The organism is Streptomyces sp. NPDC004031 (genome assembly GCF_053604375.1).
Map to the genome: position 1 here is coordinate 164,552 of NZ_JBSGHL010000003.1, position 17,573 is coordinate 182,124.

Below are 17,573 nucleotides of genomic sequence, written 5' to 3' on the forward strand. Positions count from 1 at the left end.
GCCGTTGCCTGACCACATGGATCGGAACCCGTGCCACGGACCCTCCCCCGGTTGCGGCAGCGACAGCCTGTCGAACCCCACCGACTCTACTGGCGCCCGGCGGTGTCGGCAGGGTCTTTCGGCGGTGCGAACCGTAGTCCCGTGCCGCGCAGCAGCCACAGTGCCGGTTCGGCGGCGGCCGCGCGCTGCCGCGGCAGCGCACCCGGGCCCGTCGCCTCACGTGCGCTCAGCACCCAGAAGCGGTTGCGGCCGTACTCGTTCCGCACGGCCTGCACCAGGTTGCGCAGGCCGACCGCCGCCAGCCACTGCGCCGCGTCGTCACCGACGTCGGGCAGTTGCGGCACCTTCGACAGCGCGTCCCGCTTGGTGGTCACCACAGCCACCGGAGTGCGCGACCGGGGCCGGGACATCGTGCCGAACTCCGCGCTCACCCGTGCGTAGGTGTCCATCGGGCTCTCGCTGGACGGGGCGGCGTCCGCTGCGGGCGCCAGGTCGGCGGCGGACAGGCCGAGTTCCCGTCTGAGCTGCGGCGCGGCCAGCACGTCCACCACCAGCACCAGGGCGTCGGCATGCGCGAGGTAGTGCTGCTCGCGGACCCGCTCCTCGGAGGCGAGCGTCTCGCCCATCGGATCGTAGAGGTAGAGCAGTCGGCGCTGCCACCTCGTTCCGACGTGCAGCATCACCGCGCGCGGCAGCCGCGCCTGCGTCATGTGCGCCCAGCCGCCCGCGGCCACCTGCGCGGCGAGCCGGTCGAAGTCGTCACGGTCGCCGGGCAGGGCGAAGGACGCGCGCAGCCGCCCGGCGTCGGCCAGGGCGCGCAGCCCGGACACCATCGCGAGCAGCAGCATGGTCTTGCCCGACGAGGTGCCGCCCAGCAGCGGTACGTGCACCAGCCGGGCAGACCCGAGGCCGTCCGGCAGCGGGCGGTGACAACCGCCGCACTCCGCGGCGAGCCGCTGCCGGCCGCCCAGGAAGCTCGTCGGCAGCGGGGTGCCGCACTCGCACACCCGGCGCAGCGCCCCGTAGCGGCCCGGCCGCAGCCGGTGGTGCGCGATCTGGCAGCCGGGGCAGTGGTAGACGGGCAGGTCGATGCGCTGGTAGCAGCCGGGGTAAGGGCAGCGCATCGCGATCCGCCGCACCCGCAGCCGTGCCGCGTCGAGGGCGCGGACGCCGAGTGTGACCCCGCCGAGCGCGGCCACGACGACGGCGAGCAGCAGCACGAACGTCAGCAGCGCGGCCGCCGCGGCCGCGGCCGCCAGCAGCGCTCCCGCGAGGACGCCCAGGGCGGCGCCCACCCCGAAGAAACGGGCGGCGATCAGCCTGGGCAGGGTGCGGGGGCGGCCGTCGGGCCGGTGGAAATCCTTCAGCAGCCCCGGCAGCCGACCCGTCAGCCAGCGTGCGTACAGCAGCCGCCAGGCCGCGCCCGCACCGCCGGCCGTGCCCCGTGCCCCGTCCGTCCACACCTGGCGGTACCAGTACGAGACGTAAGCCCGTTCGCCGCCGCCGGGCGGCCGCAGGTGCGGGTCGGCCGCGCCGAAGCGCATCGGGCCGAACCCACGGACGGCGCCCCGGGCGAAGGCCCAGTAGCCCGTGCCGGCGACCGCCGTCAGCGACCATGCGACGACCGGGGCCTCCAGCAGCACCGCGACCAGCGGCAGTCCCGTGAGGGCGTTCAGCACCCGAATCCTCCCTTTCCGGACCCGGGTGTCATCGGGTGTGTCCGTCCGCGCCGCGGCCGGGTCCCGGCGGGTCGTCGGGGGGATCGGGCGGCGCGGGGCGGCGCGGGGACAGGACGGACCAGGGGCCGCGCCGGGTGTCGGCGGCGGTGTCCCTGCGGCGGTTCCAGCGTCGTGAGAGGCCGGGCCGCTGCCATGCGTGCCACGCGTCGGACCAGGCGGCGCCGATCTGCGCCAGCTGCCCCTCCACCTGGCGCAACGTGTCCTCCGGCAGCCGTCGCACGGCGGGCCGCAGCACCTCCTCCAGCATTCTGTGCCGGGCCTCGTCCCAGCCGCGCCCCTCGGCGGGGTGCAGGCTCCAGGCGATGAAGCGGGCCGCGAGCTGACGCGGGTCGCCAGCGGAGCGCCCCGAGCGGATCGGCTCCGCGCACTCCCGGAGGTAGCGGCGCAGCAGGACCCCGTCCCCGGCGCGCACCAGCGCGGACTGCTCGTCGGTCAGGACGAGCCGGGACACCGTCACCCGCCCGGTGCCGCCCGCCGCGCCCGTACCGGCCAGCACGCATCCGGCGAGGGCGGAGGCGAGCCGGTCGAGGACCGGCTCCTCCAGTGGCTCCGCGTCCGGCAGCCGTGCGACCACCCGGGCGGCGAAGCCGGGCGCGGCGGCGCCCTCGCGGATCACCTCCGAGAGCTCCAGCAGGCCCAGTGCCGCTGTCTCCCGGGGCCCGGCGGCGCCGGGCGGAAGCCAGTCCAGCAGGGCCCGTGCGAGCGCGGGGGCCTCGGCGTCGTCCGCGGGGGCGCCGAGCGCCACCTGCAGTAGAGGGGCGACGAGCCCGCCCGCCGCCAGCAGGTCCGGCGCCGTCTCGGTGACGACCAGGCATGCGTCGGCAGTGGCCGGTCCGCGGTCCGGCCAGGCGAGCAGGAAGGCGGTCCGCAGCAGCTCCGGCTGGCCTGTCGGTACGCACTCCCGGACGAGCCGGTGCCACAGCGTGATGCCGCCCGCGTCCCGGTGACCGGCACGGTCGGCCTCGGCGGCCATCGCCAGCTGCGGGAAGTCGGCGAGGTCGGTGCCGTCCCATGAACGCACCAGTCGGCGCGCCGCGGCGCCGGCCCGGAGCGGATCGTCACCGCCCGCGATGTCCGCGAGCCGGTCGAGCAGCGCCGTCCGCAGTCCGGCGTGCTCCGGGGCGGCGAGCGCGACGGCCACGTCGTCGGCGGTGGGGCCGGCGGCGGGACCGCCGGTGGCCGCGGGCACCTGGCCGGGCGCGAGCACATGATCGGCGAGCCGCGCGGACAGCACCGGCAGGGCGGTGCCGCTGTCGACGCCGAGCGTTCCGGCGATCCGCAGCAGTGCCACCAGCCGGGCGGGCGGTACGGCTGGATCGCCGAGCGCCGCTGTCAGCTCGGGCCCGAGCAGCGCGCCCAGTTCCCGCCGTGCCGACGCGGTGAGCGGTGCCCGCTCCGGCCCTGAGGGCGCGGCCGCCGTGCCGCCCCGCACGGCCCGTACCGTCAGTTCCCGTGCGAGCGGCTCGTAGGCCTCGGGCGCCCAGCGCGCGGCGAGGGCGTCCAGCAGTTCGGCGAGAGCGGCCGCCTCGTCCGCGTCCACCGGGTGGTCCCCGTCCCCGGCGCGGTCGTACGCGGCGGTGGACGCCTCCTCCGGGGCCGCGCGGCCGGCCTCGTGCGGGGGCGGTGCCGTCAGAGTGCTGAGGAAGGTGTACCAGGACTCCGGGCTGCCCTCGTGGACGTGGGAGAGGGCCCAGCGGGCGGCGGCGCTGCGGGCGGTGAGGGGGAGGGGGATCCCGGCGGTGACGGCGCGGGCTGCCAGGGGGGCGGCCGCGAAGGGGGGCTCCGCGGGGTCGGCGGTCAGGAAGAGGTCGGGGCGGCCCGCGAGCCAGACGCGGGCGGCTGCCTGGGCCCAGGGACCGGTTGCGGCGAGCGGGCTGGACGGGCCGCCGGCGCAGTGGTGGACGCGGTACTGGTGGGTCAGCTCCGCCTGGGTGAAGGCGAAGTCGGCGTCCGGCAGCAGTCCGACGATCTGCTGGTCGGCGAGGTACGGGCGGCGCGTGTACGTGGTGAAGGTCAGACCGCGGGCGAGCGGGCGCGGCAGCGCGGCGCAGGCGAGGGCGACCCAGCGGGCCACGTTCTCGGCGTCCTCCTCGACAAGCAGTACCGGCGCCCCGGGCTCGTCGGCGAACAGCGCGCGGACGTCCGCGAGGAAGGGGGCGAGCCGTTCGGCCCGGGAGCGTGCGAAGGCGGTGAGTACGGTCCGCCCGAAGCGGTTGCCGCCGCGCAGCGCGGGCAGCGAGGCGTGCTCGGCCTCCGCGGGGGTGCCGGAGCGCCAGTCGGGGGATTGCCACGTCTCGATCGGCAGCAGACCGCCGGGCAGCGTGTCGTCCGGCGGGAGCAGGACGGCGTGGGCGTGGAAGTTGCCGTAGCGGCCGCTGTAGTCGGCCCCGGTGTAGACGGTGCGGCCGAGCAGCCCGGTGCCGTCCGGGAGCCGGCGCAGGCCGAACGCCACCGGGAAGGCGGCCAGTTCGGCCCCGGTGGGCCGCGCGGGGGCGGTGGGCGGCGGTTCGTAGCCGAGCAGTGGTTCGGCCTGCCGCAGTGTGCCGGGGTCCACGCCGGGGCTGACCGCGGTGAAGCGGAATCCGGAGCCGCCGGCCGCGCCCTCGGCGGCGGCGGAGGTGTAGTGCAGCTGCGGCAGCGCGCCTGCCGTGTCCGCGGTCGGGTCCACCGGACTCATCTCCCTTTCCCCAGGGCGCGCAGCGGCGGGCCTCCGCGCCGGTCGAGCAGCCACAGCAACGGGTCCTCGACGCGCCGGGGGCGCAGGCCGCTGCTGGGCGCGTCGCCGGGGCTGCCCGGGTCCGGGGAGTCGCCCAAGGCGGTGAGCGCGAAGAGCGCGAAGTTTGCGAAGTCCCGTTCCAGCTGGCGCAGCAGCACCCCGCCTCCCCAGTCCTCCAGCACGGCCCGCACCTCCTGGTGCACCGCCTGCCGGTCCTCCTCGCTGCCGCCGGGCCCGCGGTCGGGGGCGGGCCGCAGAAGCGGCGAGTCCGGGTCGAGCAGCACCCGCAGCATGTCGGACTTGGTCAGGGCGACCGCGACCGGTGTCGTCACCTGGCCGCGGTCCTCGCCGCGCCGGTGGCTGCGCAACTGGACGGCGAGATCCGCGGCGATCTGCTCGGGCGCGGTCTCGCGGGCCGGGAGCAGCGCGCCGGTGTCGGCCAGCCGGTCCCGGACGGGGCGCAGCTGGAGCGGGTCGACGAGCAGGAGGACGCCGTCGGCCGCCGCGAGGTAGGCGGTGTAGCGGTTCATCGCCTCGGCGTTGGCCAGGTCCTCGCCGGCCGCGTCGAAGAAGACCAGCATGGTGTGCCGGCTGCCGCCGCGCCGCCCTGGTATGCCGCGCCGCGGGGTGCTCAGCCGGAAGAGCAGCGGGTCGTTGAGCCGAAGCGCGGCGGGCTGGGTCGGTCCGGGCAGCAGCAACTGGTCGTACAGGGCGCTCTCCATCGCGGTGAAGCGGTCCTGGGTGTGGGCGCCGACGGGGGTGAACGAGCTGCGGTCGGTGCCCGCGCGCTGCTGCATCTCGTGGGCGAGGACGGTCACGTACGTGCTCTTGCCGGCGGTCTTCGGGCCGATGAGGGCGATGATGCGGCTGCCCTGCGCGCAGTATTCGCCGGGCAGATCGGTGTGGCAGTTGCGGCACACCCGTACGGACGTCGCCACACCGCAGTCGGGGCAGGGCACACGGGTGCCGTGCCCCGCGCGGCGCGGCGGGTCGAAGCACGGGCCGCGCAGCGCGGCGCGGGCGGTCGGCGCCAGACCGGTGAAGCGCGCCCACGTCTCGTCCGGGCTCGCCGGGCAGGGCGCCGTTCCGCGCACCCCCGTGGTGGACATCTGGCAGCGGTAGGGAAACGTCCGGGCGGGCGCGGAGGCGAAGCAGAAGGGGCAGACGACCGACGGCATGTCAGCGCACCACCAGGGTGTCGGGCGCGGGGTGGTCGAGCTGCGCGGCCACGGGGTGCGGGCCGAGCAGGAAACCGCGCAGCAGATACGGGCGGGGGCGGTCCCCGAGGTGGAGCTGAACGCGGACGAGCTCGCCCGTGGCGAGCCGCGCGCCCGACAGCCTGACCTCCGCCAGGCCCTGGTCCGGGAGCAGCGGGACCAGGGATTTCCGGCCGACCAGCAGGAAGTCGGGACAGTCCGGCTGCCCGTCGGCCCCGTCCCCCGACGCGGGCACGGCCTGCACCTCCAGCGTCCGGCGGTCGCCGGGCCGCAGGCCGGGGCGGAGCAGCCGGTAGCGGACGAGGACCTGTGGCGGCAGCACGACCCGGGCGCCTTCTCCCAGCACCAGGTCGGCGGTGGTGTCGGCCATCGGCCGGACGGTCACGGTGCAGGCCGCGCCGGACAGCGGCAGGCGCAGCCGGTCCCGCAGGTAGCCGCTGCGGGTCAGCCGCCGTTCGGTGCGCGTCCCGCCCTGGTCCGCGCGCACCTCGACGGCGTGGACGCCGTCCGGCCAGTCGAAGACGACGTCGGCCCCGCCGTCCGGCAGCCGCTCCGCCGTCAGCCTGGTGACGGCCGGCGGCGCGTGAACGACCAGGGACGGCCCGGCGACCGCCCGCCGACCCAGCACGGTGACCGCCGTGACGCGTACCGCCGGCCCCGGCGGTACGGCGAGCCGCACCACGGCGGGCAGCTCGCCGGTGCCGGGCGGTGCGTCGGGCAGGTCGGCGTCGAGCGCGCTGCCGGGCTCGCGCGCCGCCGCTGCCGCGGCGGGCTCGACCAGCAGGCGCACGCCGCCGCGGACGGGTGTGTCCCAGCTGAACTCCGCCTTCTCCCCGTCGGCCCGCACGTCCAGCCGCCGCACGGCCACCGGCCACTCCTCGACGGTGACCGTCCGGCACACCCCGGGTGACGCCACGACCGTTCCGTCCGGTGCGCGGTAGCCGCAGCTGACGCGGTAGGTGTACGTGCCGGGGCCGGGCGCGTCGTCGGTGAAGTGCCCGCTGCCGCACTCCACCTCGCACGTGGCGCCGACGCTGCCGGGGGTGTCGGAGGCGGGGCCTGCGCCTTCCTGCGCTCCGCCGCGGAGATCGGTCCGCGCGCGGGTCACCCGGACGGACACCGCGTCCCGCGGGGTGCGCCAGAGGCCGGAGACCGTGGTGCGGTCCACCGTGAGGGCGACCCCGGCGGGCTCGGGCGCGATGAGCAGGGGGCCGCCGGTCAGCGGCGGGCCCGCGACATGGCTGCCACGGACCGGCAGGGCGGCGTAGCGGACCCGGGTGCCCGGCGGCGGGTCGGGGTCGAGCAGGCCGCGGCCGTCGGCGGCCACGCCTATCCGCACACGCCCTTCGGGGTGCCCCTCGGCGTACCGCACGACGTGGAAGCGGTGGGCTCCGGCGGCCGGGCGCCACGCGGGGGCCGGGGCGGTCTCGCCCCGGCCTATGCCGTCCCAGGGGAAGGTGTCACCGCTGCCGTCCTCGGCGTCGGCCCAGGTGAGCCGGACGCCGTCGCCGTCCGGTGTGATGTGCAGGGCGCCGCCGGGCGGGGCGGCCCGCAGCAGGCCGGTGATGGGACGGGGGTCGTCGGAGACGAGGGCCGCGGCCCGCAGGTAGTGGTGCGCGGCGGGCGCGGGGCGCCCCGTGGCGAGCAGCCGGTCGCCCTCGGCGCGGAGCGCTTCGGCGTCGGTGCGGGCGGCGGCGACCAGGCCGAGGAGGCGGCGCAGCAACGGGTCGCCGCCTGTGGCGGGGAGCCGCCCGGCGAGGTCGGTGGCCAGCCGTAGCCGCCCGCGCTCCCAGGCACCCTGGATGCCCTCGGCGGCCTCGCGGTCGAGTCCGCCGGCCGGCAGGGCCGCGGTGACGGAGGCAGCGAGCGCGGTGGCTTCGGAGGGGTCGACTCCGAGTGCTTCGGCGGCGGTGGCCCGCTCACCGGGTGCGTGCTGCTGGAGCAGCACGGCCAGCTCGTACAGGGTGACACGGCGTACCGCCATGGGGTCGGCGGCGAGTGCGGCGTCGACCCGGTCGGCGAAGTCGGCGGCGGCACGGCCCCTGCCGCGCCGCCACTCGGCGACGTACGGGCGGTCGAGGCGTTGCCAGCGGGTGCCGCGGCCGCGGAACCAGATCCCGTCGAGGACCCGGAAGGTGCCCTCGTCACCGGCCGGGGCGAGCGCCTCGGCGGTGTGCCGTGCGCCGATGCCGCGCAGCTCCGCGGCCCACTGCGGGTAGCTGCCGAGGGCGGGGAACAGCGGCATGCCCGGCACGGCCGCGTCGCCCGTGTCCTGGGGTGCGGAGTCCTTTCCCCCCTGCGGCCCCGCAGGGGGCCGCCCGTCGTGTGCCACTGCCTCCCCCACTTCCCCCGAGAGCCCGTGGCTTTCCCCCCGAAAGCCCGCCGTGCGGGCGACCATTCCACCAGACGAGGTCGGGTGCGGGCCGAGTTTTCGCCAACCCGCGCCCGCCCCGGGCCCCGGGGCGGGCGTCCGAGCGCCGTCCACGGGACCCCGAGCAGCCTACGCACCCTGGCCCCAATCATTCTCATATGACTGTTTTGCGATATTTTGATCACGCGCGTGAGGGCGCGCCGGGCCTCCGAACGCGAGAGCCCCCTGCCGAGGGGCCGAGCGAGACGCGGCCGCGTCAAGAGCACGTCAATGGCGCCGTCGCCCGCGCAAGGGAAGCGTCAACGCAGGCGTCCGCACACCTCCGTGGGGGTGACCGTATGGGCGGGGCCCCGACCGGGGCCCCTGTGCCGTCCTCGGCCGTCATCACGACTGTCACCACCTGGGGTGCCGCGGAAAATGTCCGATCTCGTATTCATCGCCGTGACGATCGCGGTCTTCGCCGTGCTCGCGCTTGTCGCCAAGGGGGTCGGGCGGCTGTGAGCGCAGACAACATCATCGGGCTCGTCGTCGCCGCAGCCCTGCTCGGGTACCTCGTGCTGGCCCTGGTCTTTCCGGAGAAGTTCTAGATGAACGACACTCTCGCGGGCTGGCTCCAGATCACCGTCCTGGTCGCGGCCCTGGCCCTCACCTACCGCCCGCTGGGCGACTACATGGCCCGCATTCTTAACCCGGGCAAGCACCTCGCGGTCGAGAAGGGCCTCTACCGCCTCGGCGGCGTGGACCCGGACGCCGACCAGCAGTGGGGCACGTACCTGCGCAGTGTGCTGGCCTTCTCGGCGGTCTCGCTGCTCCTGCTCTACGGGATGCAGCGGCTCCAGAACCACCTGCTGCTGTCGCTGGGCTTCCCGCCGGTCAAGGCGGACCAGGCGTTCAACACCGCGGCCTCCTTCGTCACCAACACCAACTGGCAGTCGTACAGCGGCGAGGTCACGATGGGCCATCTGGTCCAGATGGCCGGGCTCGCCGTGCAGAACTTCGTGTCCGCGGCCGTCGGCATCGCCGTGGTGGCCGCGCTGATCCGCGGCTTCACCCGCAAGCGCACCGACCGGATCGGCAACTTCTGGGTGGACCTCACCCGGATCGTCGTACGGCTGCTGGTGCCGATGGCGTTCGTCTTCGCGGTCGTGCTGGTTGCGCTGGGCGCGGTGCAGAACTTCCACGGCATCCACGAGATCGGCACGCTGATCGGCGACAAGCAGTCGCTCACCGGCGGACCGGTGGCCTCGCAGGAGGCCATCAAGGAGCTGGGCACCAACGGCGGCGGCTTCTACAACGCCAACTCCGCCCACCCCTTCGAGAACCCGGACGGCACCAGCAACCTCATCGAGATCTACCTGCTGCTGGTCATCTCCTTCTCGCTGCCGCGCACCTTCGGCCGGATGGTCGGCGACAACCGGCAGGGCTACGCCGTCCTCGCCGTCATGGGCCTGATCTGGGCCGTCTCGGTCGCCCTCATCACCGTCAACGAGCTGCACAGCGTCAGCAGCACCGCGGGCCACACCGCGGGCGGGATGCTGGAGGGCAAGGAGCAGCGGTTCGGCATCTGGGCCTCCGCGCTCTTCGCCGCCTCCACCACGCTGACCTCGACCGGCGCGGTGAACTCCTTCCACGACTCCTTCTCGCCCGGCGGCGGCGGGATGACGATCTTCAACATGATGCTGGGCGAGATCGCGCCCGGCGGTACGGGATCGGGCCTGTACGGCATTCTCATCCTGGCGATCATCGCGGTCTTCGTGGCCGGGCTGATGGTCGGCCGGACCCCGGAGTACCTGGGCAAGAAGCTCGGGGCGCGGGAGATGAAGTTCGCCTCCCTCTACATCCTGGCGACCCCCGCCGTGGTGCTCATCGGCACCGGCGCGGCGATGTCGCTCAAGGGCGAGCGCGCCGCGATGCTCAACAGCGGCCCGCACGGCTTCTCCGAGGTGCTGTACGCGTTCACGTCCGCGGCCAACAACAACGGATCGGCCTTCGCGGGCCTGGGCGTCAACACCCACTGGTACAACACCGCGCTGGGCCTGGCGATGCTCTTCGGCCGCTTCCTGCCGATGATCTTCGTCCTGGCGCTGGCCGGATCGCTGGCCAGACAGCAGCCGGTCCCCGTCACCGCGGGCACCCTGCCCACCCACCGGCCGCAGTTCGTCGGCCTGCTCACCGGCGTCATCGTGATCGTCGTGGGCCTCACCTACTTCCCCGCGCTCGCGCTGGGTCCGCTCGCGGAAGGTCTGCACTGATGTCCCTGTCCACCGGCCGGCAGCAGCCGGCCCCGTCCGGCGGCCACGGAGCAGGCGCCGCCCCCGGAAAGCAGGAGCAGCGCCGGATATCGGGCGGGCTGCTGGATCCCAAGCAGCTGCTGGTGTCGCTGCCCGACGCGGCGCGCAAGCTGCACCCGCGGGTCATGGCGAAGAACCCCGTCATGTTCGTCGTCGAGGTCGGCGCGGTGCTGACGACCTTCTCCGCGATCAAGGACCCGGGCGTCTTCGCCTGGGTGATCACCGTGTGGCTGTGGCTGACGGTGGTCTTCGCCAACCTCGCGGAGGCCGTCGCCGAGGGCCGCGGAAAGGCGCAGGCCGAGACGCTGCGCAAGACCAGGACCGAGACCGTCGCCCGCCGGCTGACCGACTGGCGGCACGGCGACAGCACGCTGACGGAGGAGAGCGTCCCGGCGGCGAACCTGCGGCTCGGCGACCACGTGGTGGTCGAGGCCGGGCAGGTCGTGCCCGGTGACGGCGATGTCGTCGAGGGCATCGCCTCGGTCGACGAGTCGGCGATCACCGGCGAGTCCGCGCCCGTCATCCGCGAGTCCGGCGGCGACCGCAGCGCGGTGACCGGCGGCACGAAGGTGCTCTCCGACCGGATCGTCGTCAAGATCACCTCCAAGCCCGGCGAGACCTTCATCGACCGGATGATCGCCCTGGTCGAGGGCGCCGCCCGGCAGAAGACCCCCAACGAGATCGCGCTCAACATCCTGCTCGCCTCGCTCACCGTGGTCTTCCTGCTGGCCGTCGTCACCCTCCAGCCGATGGCGATCTACGCGGGCGCCGAGCAGTCCCTCGTCGTGCTGGTCGCGCTCGTCGTGGCGCTCATCCCGACGACGATCGGCGCGCTGCTGTCCGCGATCGGCATCGCCGGCATGGACCGGCTGGTGCAGCGCAACGTGCTCGCGATGTCCGGGCGCGCGGTCGAGGCGGCCGGTGACGTCAACACGCTGCTGCTCGACAAGACCGGCACCATCACCCTCGGCAACCGCGAGGCGGCGGAGTTCCTGCCGGTCGGCGGGATCTCCCTCGACGAGCTGGCGGACGCCGCCCAGCTGTCGTCGCTGTCGGACGAGACGCCCGAGGGCCGCTCCGTCGTCGTGCTGGCCAAGGAGAAGTACGGGCTGCGCGGCCGTGAGCTGGGCAGCCAGGCCGAATTCGTGCCCTTCACGGCGCAGAGCCGGATGAGCGGCGTCAACCTCACCGAGGACGGCGACCGGCGCGAACTGCGCAAGGGCGCGGCCAGCGCGGTCATGCACTGGATCCGGGAGAACGGCGGCCACCCGGTCGAGGAGGTCGGTCCGATGACCGACGCGATCTCCGCGAGCGGCGGCACCCCGCTGGTCGTCGGCGAGGTCGTGCACCACGCCGACGGCGGCACGACCGCGGTGGTGCTCGGCGTCGTCCACCTCAAGGACGTCGTCAAGGCGGGCATGCGCGAGCGCTTCGACGAGCTGCGCCGGATGGGCATCCGCACGGTGATGATCACCGGCGACAACCCGCTGACGGCCAAGGCCATCGCGGCCGAGGCGGGCGTCGACGACTTCCTCGCCGAGGCCACGCCCGAGGACAAGATGGCGCTCATCAAGCGCGAGCAGGCGGGCGGCAAGCTCGTCGCGATGACCGGCGACGGCACCAACGACGCGCCCGCGCTCGCGCAGGCCGACGTGGGCGTGGCCATGAACACCGGCACCTCGGCCGCCAAGGAGGCCGGGAACATGGTGGACCTGGACTCCAACCCCACCAAGCTCATCGAGATCGTGGAGATCGGCAAGCAGCTGCTCATCACCCGCGGCGCGCTCACGACCTTCTCGATCGCCAACGACGTGGCCAAGTACTTCGCGATCATCCCCGCGATGTTCGCGATCGCCTACCCGGGCCTGGACACGCTCAACATCATGCGGCTGCACAGCCCGACGTCGGCCATCGCCTCCGCGATCATCTTCAACGCGCTGATCATCATCGCGCTGATCCCGCTCGCGCTGCGCGGTGTGCGCTACCGCCCGTCGTCGGCGGGGGCGCTGCTCGGCCGCAACATCCGGATCTACGGCCTCGGCGGGCTCGTCCTGCCCTTCATCGGCATCAAGGTCATCGACCTGGTCGTCCAGTTCATCCCCGGCCTGCGCTGACCGGCGGACCGCACCGAAAGGAGACACACACCATGGCCAACCACCTCCCCACCCCCGTCCGCCGACACCTCGCGGCGCTGCGCATGCTGCTGGTGCTCACCGTGATCACCGGCGTGATCTACCCGCTCGCCGTCACCGGTGTCGCGCAGGCCGCCTTCCACCACCAGGCCAACGGCTCGGTCGTGAAACAGGACGGCAGGACGGTCGGCTCCAGCCTGCTGGGCCAGAGCTTCGACCTGCCGAAGAAGAACCCCGACGACCCCGACGAGGCCGCCCGCCCCGACCCGAAGTTCTTCCAGCCGCGCCCCTCGGCGGGCTCCTACGACCCGCTGGCCTCCGGCGCGTCCAACCTCGGGCCCAACGACCCCGACCTGGTCAAGGCGATCGAGCAGCGCCGCAAGGACGTCGCCGCCTTCGACGGGGTCGATCCCAAGGACGTCCCCGCCGACGCCCTGACCGCCTCCGGCTCCGGTCTCGACCCGGACATCTCGCCCGCCTACGCCTACGAGCAGGCCGACCGGGTCGCCAAGGCCCGCGGCCTCGCCCCGGCGGCGGTCCACGACCTGGTCGCCGCCCATGTGCACGGCCGCGACCTGGGCTTCCTCGGCGAGCCGCGCGTCAACGTCCTGGACCTGAACAGGGCGCTGGAGACGCTCGGACACTGAGGAGCACGCCCCCGGTCCCGCCCGCTCGCCGAACGGGCGGGGCCGGGGGCTCCGGCACGGGCGGCGACGTAGCATCGCTGGCATGGAACAGCGTGTACTGGGCAGGACCGGCCGACCCGTCTCCGTCGTCGGCCTCGGGACGTGGCAGCTCGGCTCCGACTGGGGCGACGTCAAGGAGGCCGACGCCCTCGCGGTGCTGGACGCCGCCGTCGAGTCCGGCGTGACCTTCTTCGACACCGCCGACGTCTACGGCGACGGCCGCAGCGAGCAGCTCATCGGCCGCTACCTCAAGGAGCGCCCCGACGCCGGGATCTTCGTCGCCACGAAGATGGGCCGCCGCGCCGAGCAGCTCCCGGAGAACTACAGCCTCGCCAACTTCCGCGCCTGGAACGACCGCTCACGCGCCAACCTCGGCGTCGACACCCTCGACCTGGTGCAGCTGCACTGCCCGCCCACCGCCGTCTACACCTCCGACGCCCTCTACGACGCGCTCGACACGCTCGTCGAGGAGCAGCGCGTCGCCGCGTACGCGGTCAGCGTCGAGACGTGCGACGAGGCGCTCGCCGCGATCGCCCGGCCGGGCGTGGCCAGCGTGCAGATCATCTTCAACCCCTTCCGGCTCAAGCCGCTGGAGAAGGTGCTGCCCGCCGCTCAGGCCGCGGGCGTCGGCATCATCGCGCGCGTCCCGCTCGCCTCCGGCCTGCTCAGCGGCAAGTACACCCGCGAGACGGTCTTCGCCGAGAACGACCACCGCGCCTACAACCGGCACGGCGAGGCCTTCGACCAGGGCGAGACCTTCTCCGGCGTCGACTACGAGACCGGCCTGGAGGCCGCCGTCGAGTTCGCCGCGCTCGCCCCCGAGGGCGCGACCCCGGCGCAGACCGCGCTGCGCTGGATCGTCCAGCAGCCCGGCGTCACCTCCGTCATCCCCGGCGCCCGCAACGTCGAGCAGGCCCGCGCGAACGCCGCCGCGGCCGGACTGCCCGCGCTGCCGCAGCCGGTGCTGGACGGCGTGCGCGACCTGTACGACCGGCGCATCCGCGCCCAGGTGCACGACCGCTGGTGAGCGCCTGACGGCAGGGCCGTGACGCGGCCCGGGGGCGGCCGATACGGTCATCCGGGTGACGACCTTCACCGACAGCGACAGCCACGCCGAATTCCCCGGGGCCAGTGGCCCCTACCGCACCACGCAGGCGGATCCGAAGGACGTGGGCCGGGTGCGTACCGAATACGCCCCGGTCCACGACGGCGACCCCGACCCGGGCGAGATCGTCTGGACCTGGGTGCCCTACGAGGAGAACGACGGCCGCGGCAAGGACCGGCCCGTCCTCGTCGTCGCCCGCGAGGCGGCCGGCACGCTGCTCGCCGTGCGGCTCTCCAGCAAGCGCCACGACCACGACCGCGAGTGGATCGCGATAGGCGCCGGCCCCTGGGACCGCGAGGGCCGCGACTCCTGGATCGACGTCGACCGCGTCCTGCGCCTGCACGAACAGGGCATGCGCCGCGAGGCCTGCGCCCTGGACCGCGGCCGCTTCAACCTCGTGGTGAACCGGCTCAAGGAGCTGTACGGCTGGAGCTGAGCGGTTCCGGGGGGCCGTAAGGGAAGCGTCAGGACGGGCGCGGGCGCCGTCAGGGGGGTGTCAACGGGGGTCCGGGCGTGCCACGCGGTGCCTAGCGTCGGAGGTGTGCAGCGCGGATACCTTCCCCCGACGGTCCGCCGCCCCTCCTCCCCCGGGCGCGGCGCGGGACCGGTGCGCGGCCTCGACCGCGACCGGCCCGCCCGGCTGCGGCTCGCGGCCGCCCTCTCCGGCGGCATGCTCGCCGCCGCCCTCGTCCTCGGCGCCGTCACCGGCGGGCTCACCTGGCCCGCGGCGCTGCTGTGGGCGGCGGCCGCGGCCGTCCTGTTCGCCGTGCTGGCCCCGCCGCGGATCACCGCGGACGGCGGCGAGCTGACCGTCCGCACCCTGCTGCGGTCGCACCGGGTGCGGCTGGACCGGCTGGCCGCCGCCCGCGTCGAAGGGCACACCGCACAACGGGTGCTGCTGCGGGACACCGCCGGGCGGCGCGCCGAGCTGGACACCTTCCTGCTGGCCGAATGCCCGCTGCTGCGCCACGCGCTCGACACGGGGGTGCGCCGCTCGCACACCGCGGGCCTGCTGCCCGCCGCCGACGCGGGCGCCGTACGGGACCTGGTGGCGGCCGCGGACGCGCGGGACGTGGCGCGGGCCTACCCGACGTGGACGCGGGGCCGCCTGGAGCGGTCCGGCTCGGCCTCGCGCAGCACCTCACGGGTGACCGGCGCGACCTCGCCGTGGCCGAAGAGGAAGAAGCGCAGGAAGTTCGCGAAGGGGCTGCCCTCGGTCCACTCGAAGTAGATGTGCGGCTTGCAGCCGGTGGCGTCCCGTACGTGCAGCAGCAGCGCGGCCAGCGCGTTCGCCACCGACGCGCTCTCCATCGACAGCACCCGGTAGCGCCCGTGCAGCACCTGCCCGTGCACGCTCAGCGCCGACTCGAACTCCGAGGCGTCCGGCACCGTCACCTCCACCAGCACCAGGTCGTCCTCGGCGGGGATGTCGTTGTCCAGCCGGATCTGCTGGAGCTTCTCGCGGTATTCGGTGGCGTCCCGCAGCCCCGGCTCGTTCGCGACGAAGCGCACCTTGCGGGTCGCGATGTCGCGCACGAAGCGCTCGGCGAGCGGATCCAGCTCCACGCTCGTGACGCGCAGCTCGAAGGCCCGCGCGAGCCGGGACAGGATCGACACCAGGATGATCCCGGCGATGAAGCACGCACCGATCTTCACACCGTCGGGCCGCTCGGTGACGTTGACGACCGTCGTGTAGAGGAAGACCAGCGCGATGACCCCGAAGATCACCGTCCAGCGCCGCTGCCCCGCCCGCCGGGCCGCGATCGTCACGGCGATCGCCGCGGAGCTGATGAGCACCAGCACACCGGTCGCGTACGCGCCGCCCTGTTTGTCGACGTTCGCGTCGAAGATCCACGTGACCAGGAAGGCGACCAGGGTGAAGACCAGCACCATCGGCCGCACCGCGCGCGCCCAGTGCGGCGCCATCCCGTAGCGGGGCAGGAAGCGCGGCATCAGGTTGAGCAGGCCCGCCATCGCGGAGGCGCCGGCGAACCACAGGATCGCGATCGTCGAGAAGTCGTAGACCGTGCCGAAGCCGGAGCCCAGGTTCTCGTGCGCGAGATACGCCAGCGCGCGGCCGTTCGCCGGACCGCCCGTCTTGAAGTCGTCCTTCGGGATCAGGACGGTGGTGATGAAGCTCGTCGCGATCAGGAACGCGCTCATGATCAGCGCCGCCGTCGTCAGCAGCTTCTTGGTGTCCCGGATCCGCCCGGCGGGCCGGTCCTCGGTGTCGTCCGGGTCGCCCTTCACATGCGGCATGACCGCCACGCCCGTCTCGAAACCGGACAGGCCCAGCGCCAGCTTGGGGAAGATCAGCAGCGAGACGCCGATCATGACGAAGACGTTGCCGCGCTCGGCCGTCAGCCCGCTCGTCCAGTCCGTGACCAGGTGCCCGGCCGTCACCACGTGCCACAGGCCGTTCACCACCACGACGACGTTCAGCGCCAGATAGACCCCGACGAGCACGACCGCGACGCTCACCGCCTCCAGGAAGCCCTTGAGGAAGACCGCGCCCAGCAGCGCCACCAGCACCAGCGTGATGAGCATCTGGTGGCTGTGCAGCGCCGACGAGAAGTGCGGATTCTCCACCAGGTGGGTGGAGGCGTCGGCCGCCGAGAGCGTGATCGTGATGAGGAAGTCCGTCGCCGCGAAGCCCAGCAGGGCGAGCACGAAGAGCTTGCCCTTCCAGAACGACAGCAGCCGCTCCAGCATCGCGATCGAGCCCGCGCCGTGCGGGCTCTCCTCCGCCACCCGGCGGTAGACGGGCAGCGCGCCCGCGAGCGTCACGATCACCAGGACGACGGTCGCGACGGGGGAGAGCAGACCGGCCGCGAGCGCGGCGATACCCGGCTGGTAGCCGAGAGTGGAGAAGTAGTCCACGCCGGTCAGGCACATGACCCGCCACCAGGGCTGGCCGTGCGCCTGCGGCTTCTCCTCCGGGGCGGGGGCGGCCTTCCGGCCCGCGGGCTCGTCCTTGGCCATGTCGGACAGGCCTTCGAGCATCCAGGCGCGCAGACGTGTCCGATGCGGGTGCGCGTCCTGATCCTTCGCCCCGACGGTGGTGGACATGGTGACCGGGCTCCTAGAGGTGCAGCGCCGTCGTGGGGCGACAGGGCGTGGTGAGGCGGGTCATCGGTGGGATGACCTGGTCATTTACGCAGTCTGGTCGCCGTCGACCGTGCGCGCCACCGCGCGCGCCGCGGGCCGGTGGGGCCGCGGCGCGTACGGAAGCCTCGGTCAGAGTGCGGTGCCCGCGCGGCTCGTGGGGAGCCGCGCGGGGTTTCCATACGCGTTCTTAACGCGTGCGGGAGGGATC

11 protein-coding genes are annotated in these 17,573 nt (G+C 74.1%); 6 read left to right on the forward strand and 5 right to left on the reverse strand.

Annotated features, from left to right (window positions below):
* Positions 1-86 precede the first annotated feature (86 nt).
* The 4 genes from ACWERV_RS02980 to ACWERV_RS02995 are packed head-to-tail and all read right to left on the reverse strand — an operon-like array spanning position 87 to position 7,917.
* Positions 87-1,679, reverse strand: coding sequence for a TRAFAC clade GTPase domain-containing protein (locus ACWERV_RS02980; protein WP_452927921.1), 1,593 nt, complete (start codon positions 1,677-1,679; stop codon positions 87-89).
* A 28-nt stretch (positions 1,680-1,707) separates the two neighbouring features.
* A complete protein-coding gene (locus tag ACWERV_RS02985; protein WP_452927924.1) occupies positions 1,708-4,407 on the reverse strand; it encodes a GTPase-associated protein 1-related protein in 2,700 nt (899 codons plus the stop codon).
* A 5-nt stretch (positions 4,408-4,412) separates the two neighbouring features.
* Positions 4,413-5,633, reverse strand: a complete 1,221-nt coding sequence (locus tag ACWERV_RS02990) for a TRAFAC clade GTPase domain-containing protein (protein WP_452927926.1) — start codon at positions 5,631-5,633, stop codon at positions 4,413-4,415.
* A gap of 1 nt (position 5,634) precedes the next feature.
* On the reverse strand, positions 5,635-7,917 hold the full coding sequence (locus ACWERV_RS02995; protein WP_452927929.1) for a hypothetical protein: 2,283 nt from the start codon (positions 7,915-7,917) through the stop codon (positions 5,635-5,637).
* A gap of 623 nt (positions 7,918-8,540) precedes the next feature.
* On the opposite strand from ACWERV_RS02995, the gene kdpF reads away from it, so the two are divergent.
* The 6 genes from kdpF (at position 8,541) to ACWERV_RS03025 (ending at position 14,693) form a co-directional block, all read left to right on the forward strand.
* Positions 8,541-8,630 (forward strand): K(+)-transporting ATPase subunit F, encoded by a 90-nt coding sequence (gene kdpF, locus ACWERV_RS03000; RefSeq protein WP_398174683.1) that lies wholly within the window; start codon positions 8,541-8,543, stop codon positions 8,628-8,630.
* A complete protein-coding gene (gene kdpA / locus ACWERV_RS03005) occupies positions 8,631-10,295 on the forward strand; it encodes a potassium-transporting ATPase subunit KdpA (protein WP_452927933.1) in 1,665 nt (554 codons plus the stop codon).
* Complete coding sequence (kdpB, locus tag ACWERV_RS03010) at positions 10,295-12,448, forward strand: potassium-transporting ATPase subunit KdpB (RefSeq protein ID WP_452927935.1); 2,154 nt, start codon at positions 10,295-10,297, stop codon at positions 12,446-12,448. The genes kdpA and kdpB overlap by 1 nt, the downstream gene beginning before the upstream one ends.
* Positions 12,449-12,480: 32 nt before the next feature.
* Complete coding sequence (kdpC, locus tag ACWERV_RS03015) at positions 12,481-13,113, forward strand: potassium-transporting ATPase subunit KdpC (RefSeq protein WP_452927938.1); 633 nt, start codon at positions 12,481-12,483, stop codon at positions 13,111-13,113.
* A gap of 82 nt (positions 13,114-13,195) precedes the next feature.
* Positions 13,196-14,179, forward strand: coding sequence for an aldo/keto reductase (locus ACWERV_RS03020; protein WP_452927941.1), 984 nt, complete (start codon positions 13,196-13,198; stop codon positions 14,177-14,179).
* Between the two features lie 55 nt (positions 14,180-14,234).
* Positions 14,235-14,693, forward strand: coding sequence for a type II toxin-antitoxin system PemK/MazF family toxin (locus ACWERV_RS03025; RefSeq protein WP_398174667.1), 459 nt, complete (start codon positions 14,235-14,237; stop codon positions 14,691-14,693).
* A 647-nt stretch (positions 14,694-15,340) separates the two neighbouring features.
* Here ACWERV_RS03025 and ACWERV_RS03030 read toward each other — a convergent pair.
* The gene (locus tag ACWERV_RS03030; protein WP_452927945.1) at positions 15,341-17,326 is read right to left on the reverse strand and encodes an amino acid transporter; all 1,986 of its coding nucleotides are present in this window, start codon (positions 17,324-17,326) and stop codon (positions 15,341-15,343) included.
* Positions 17,327-17,573: the final 247 nt, after the last annotated feature.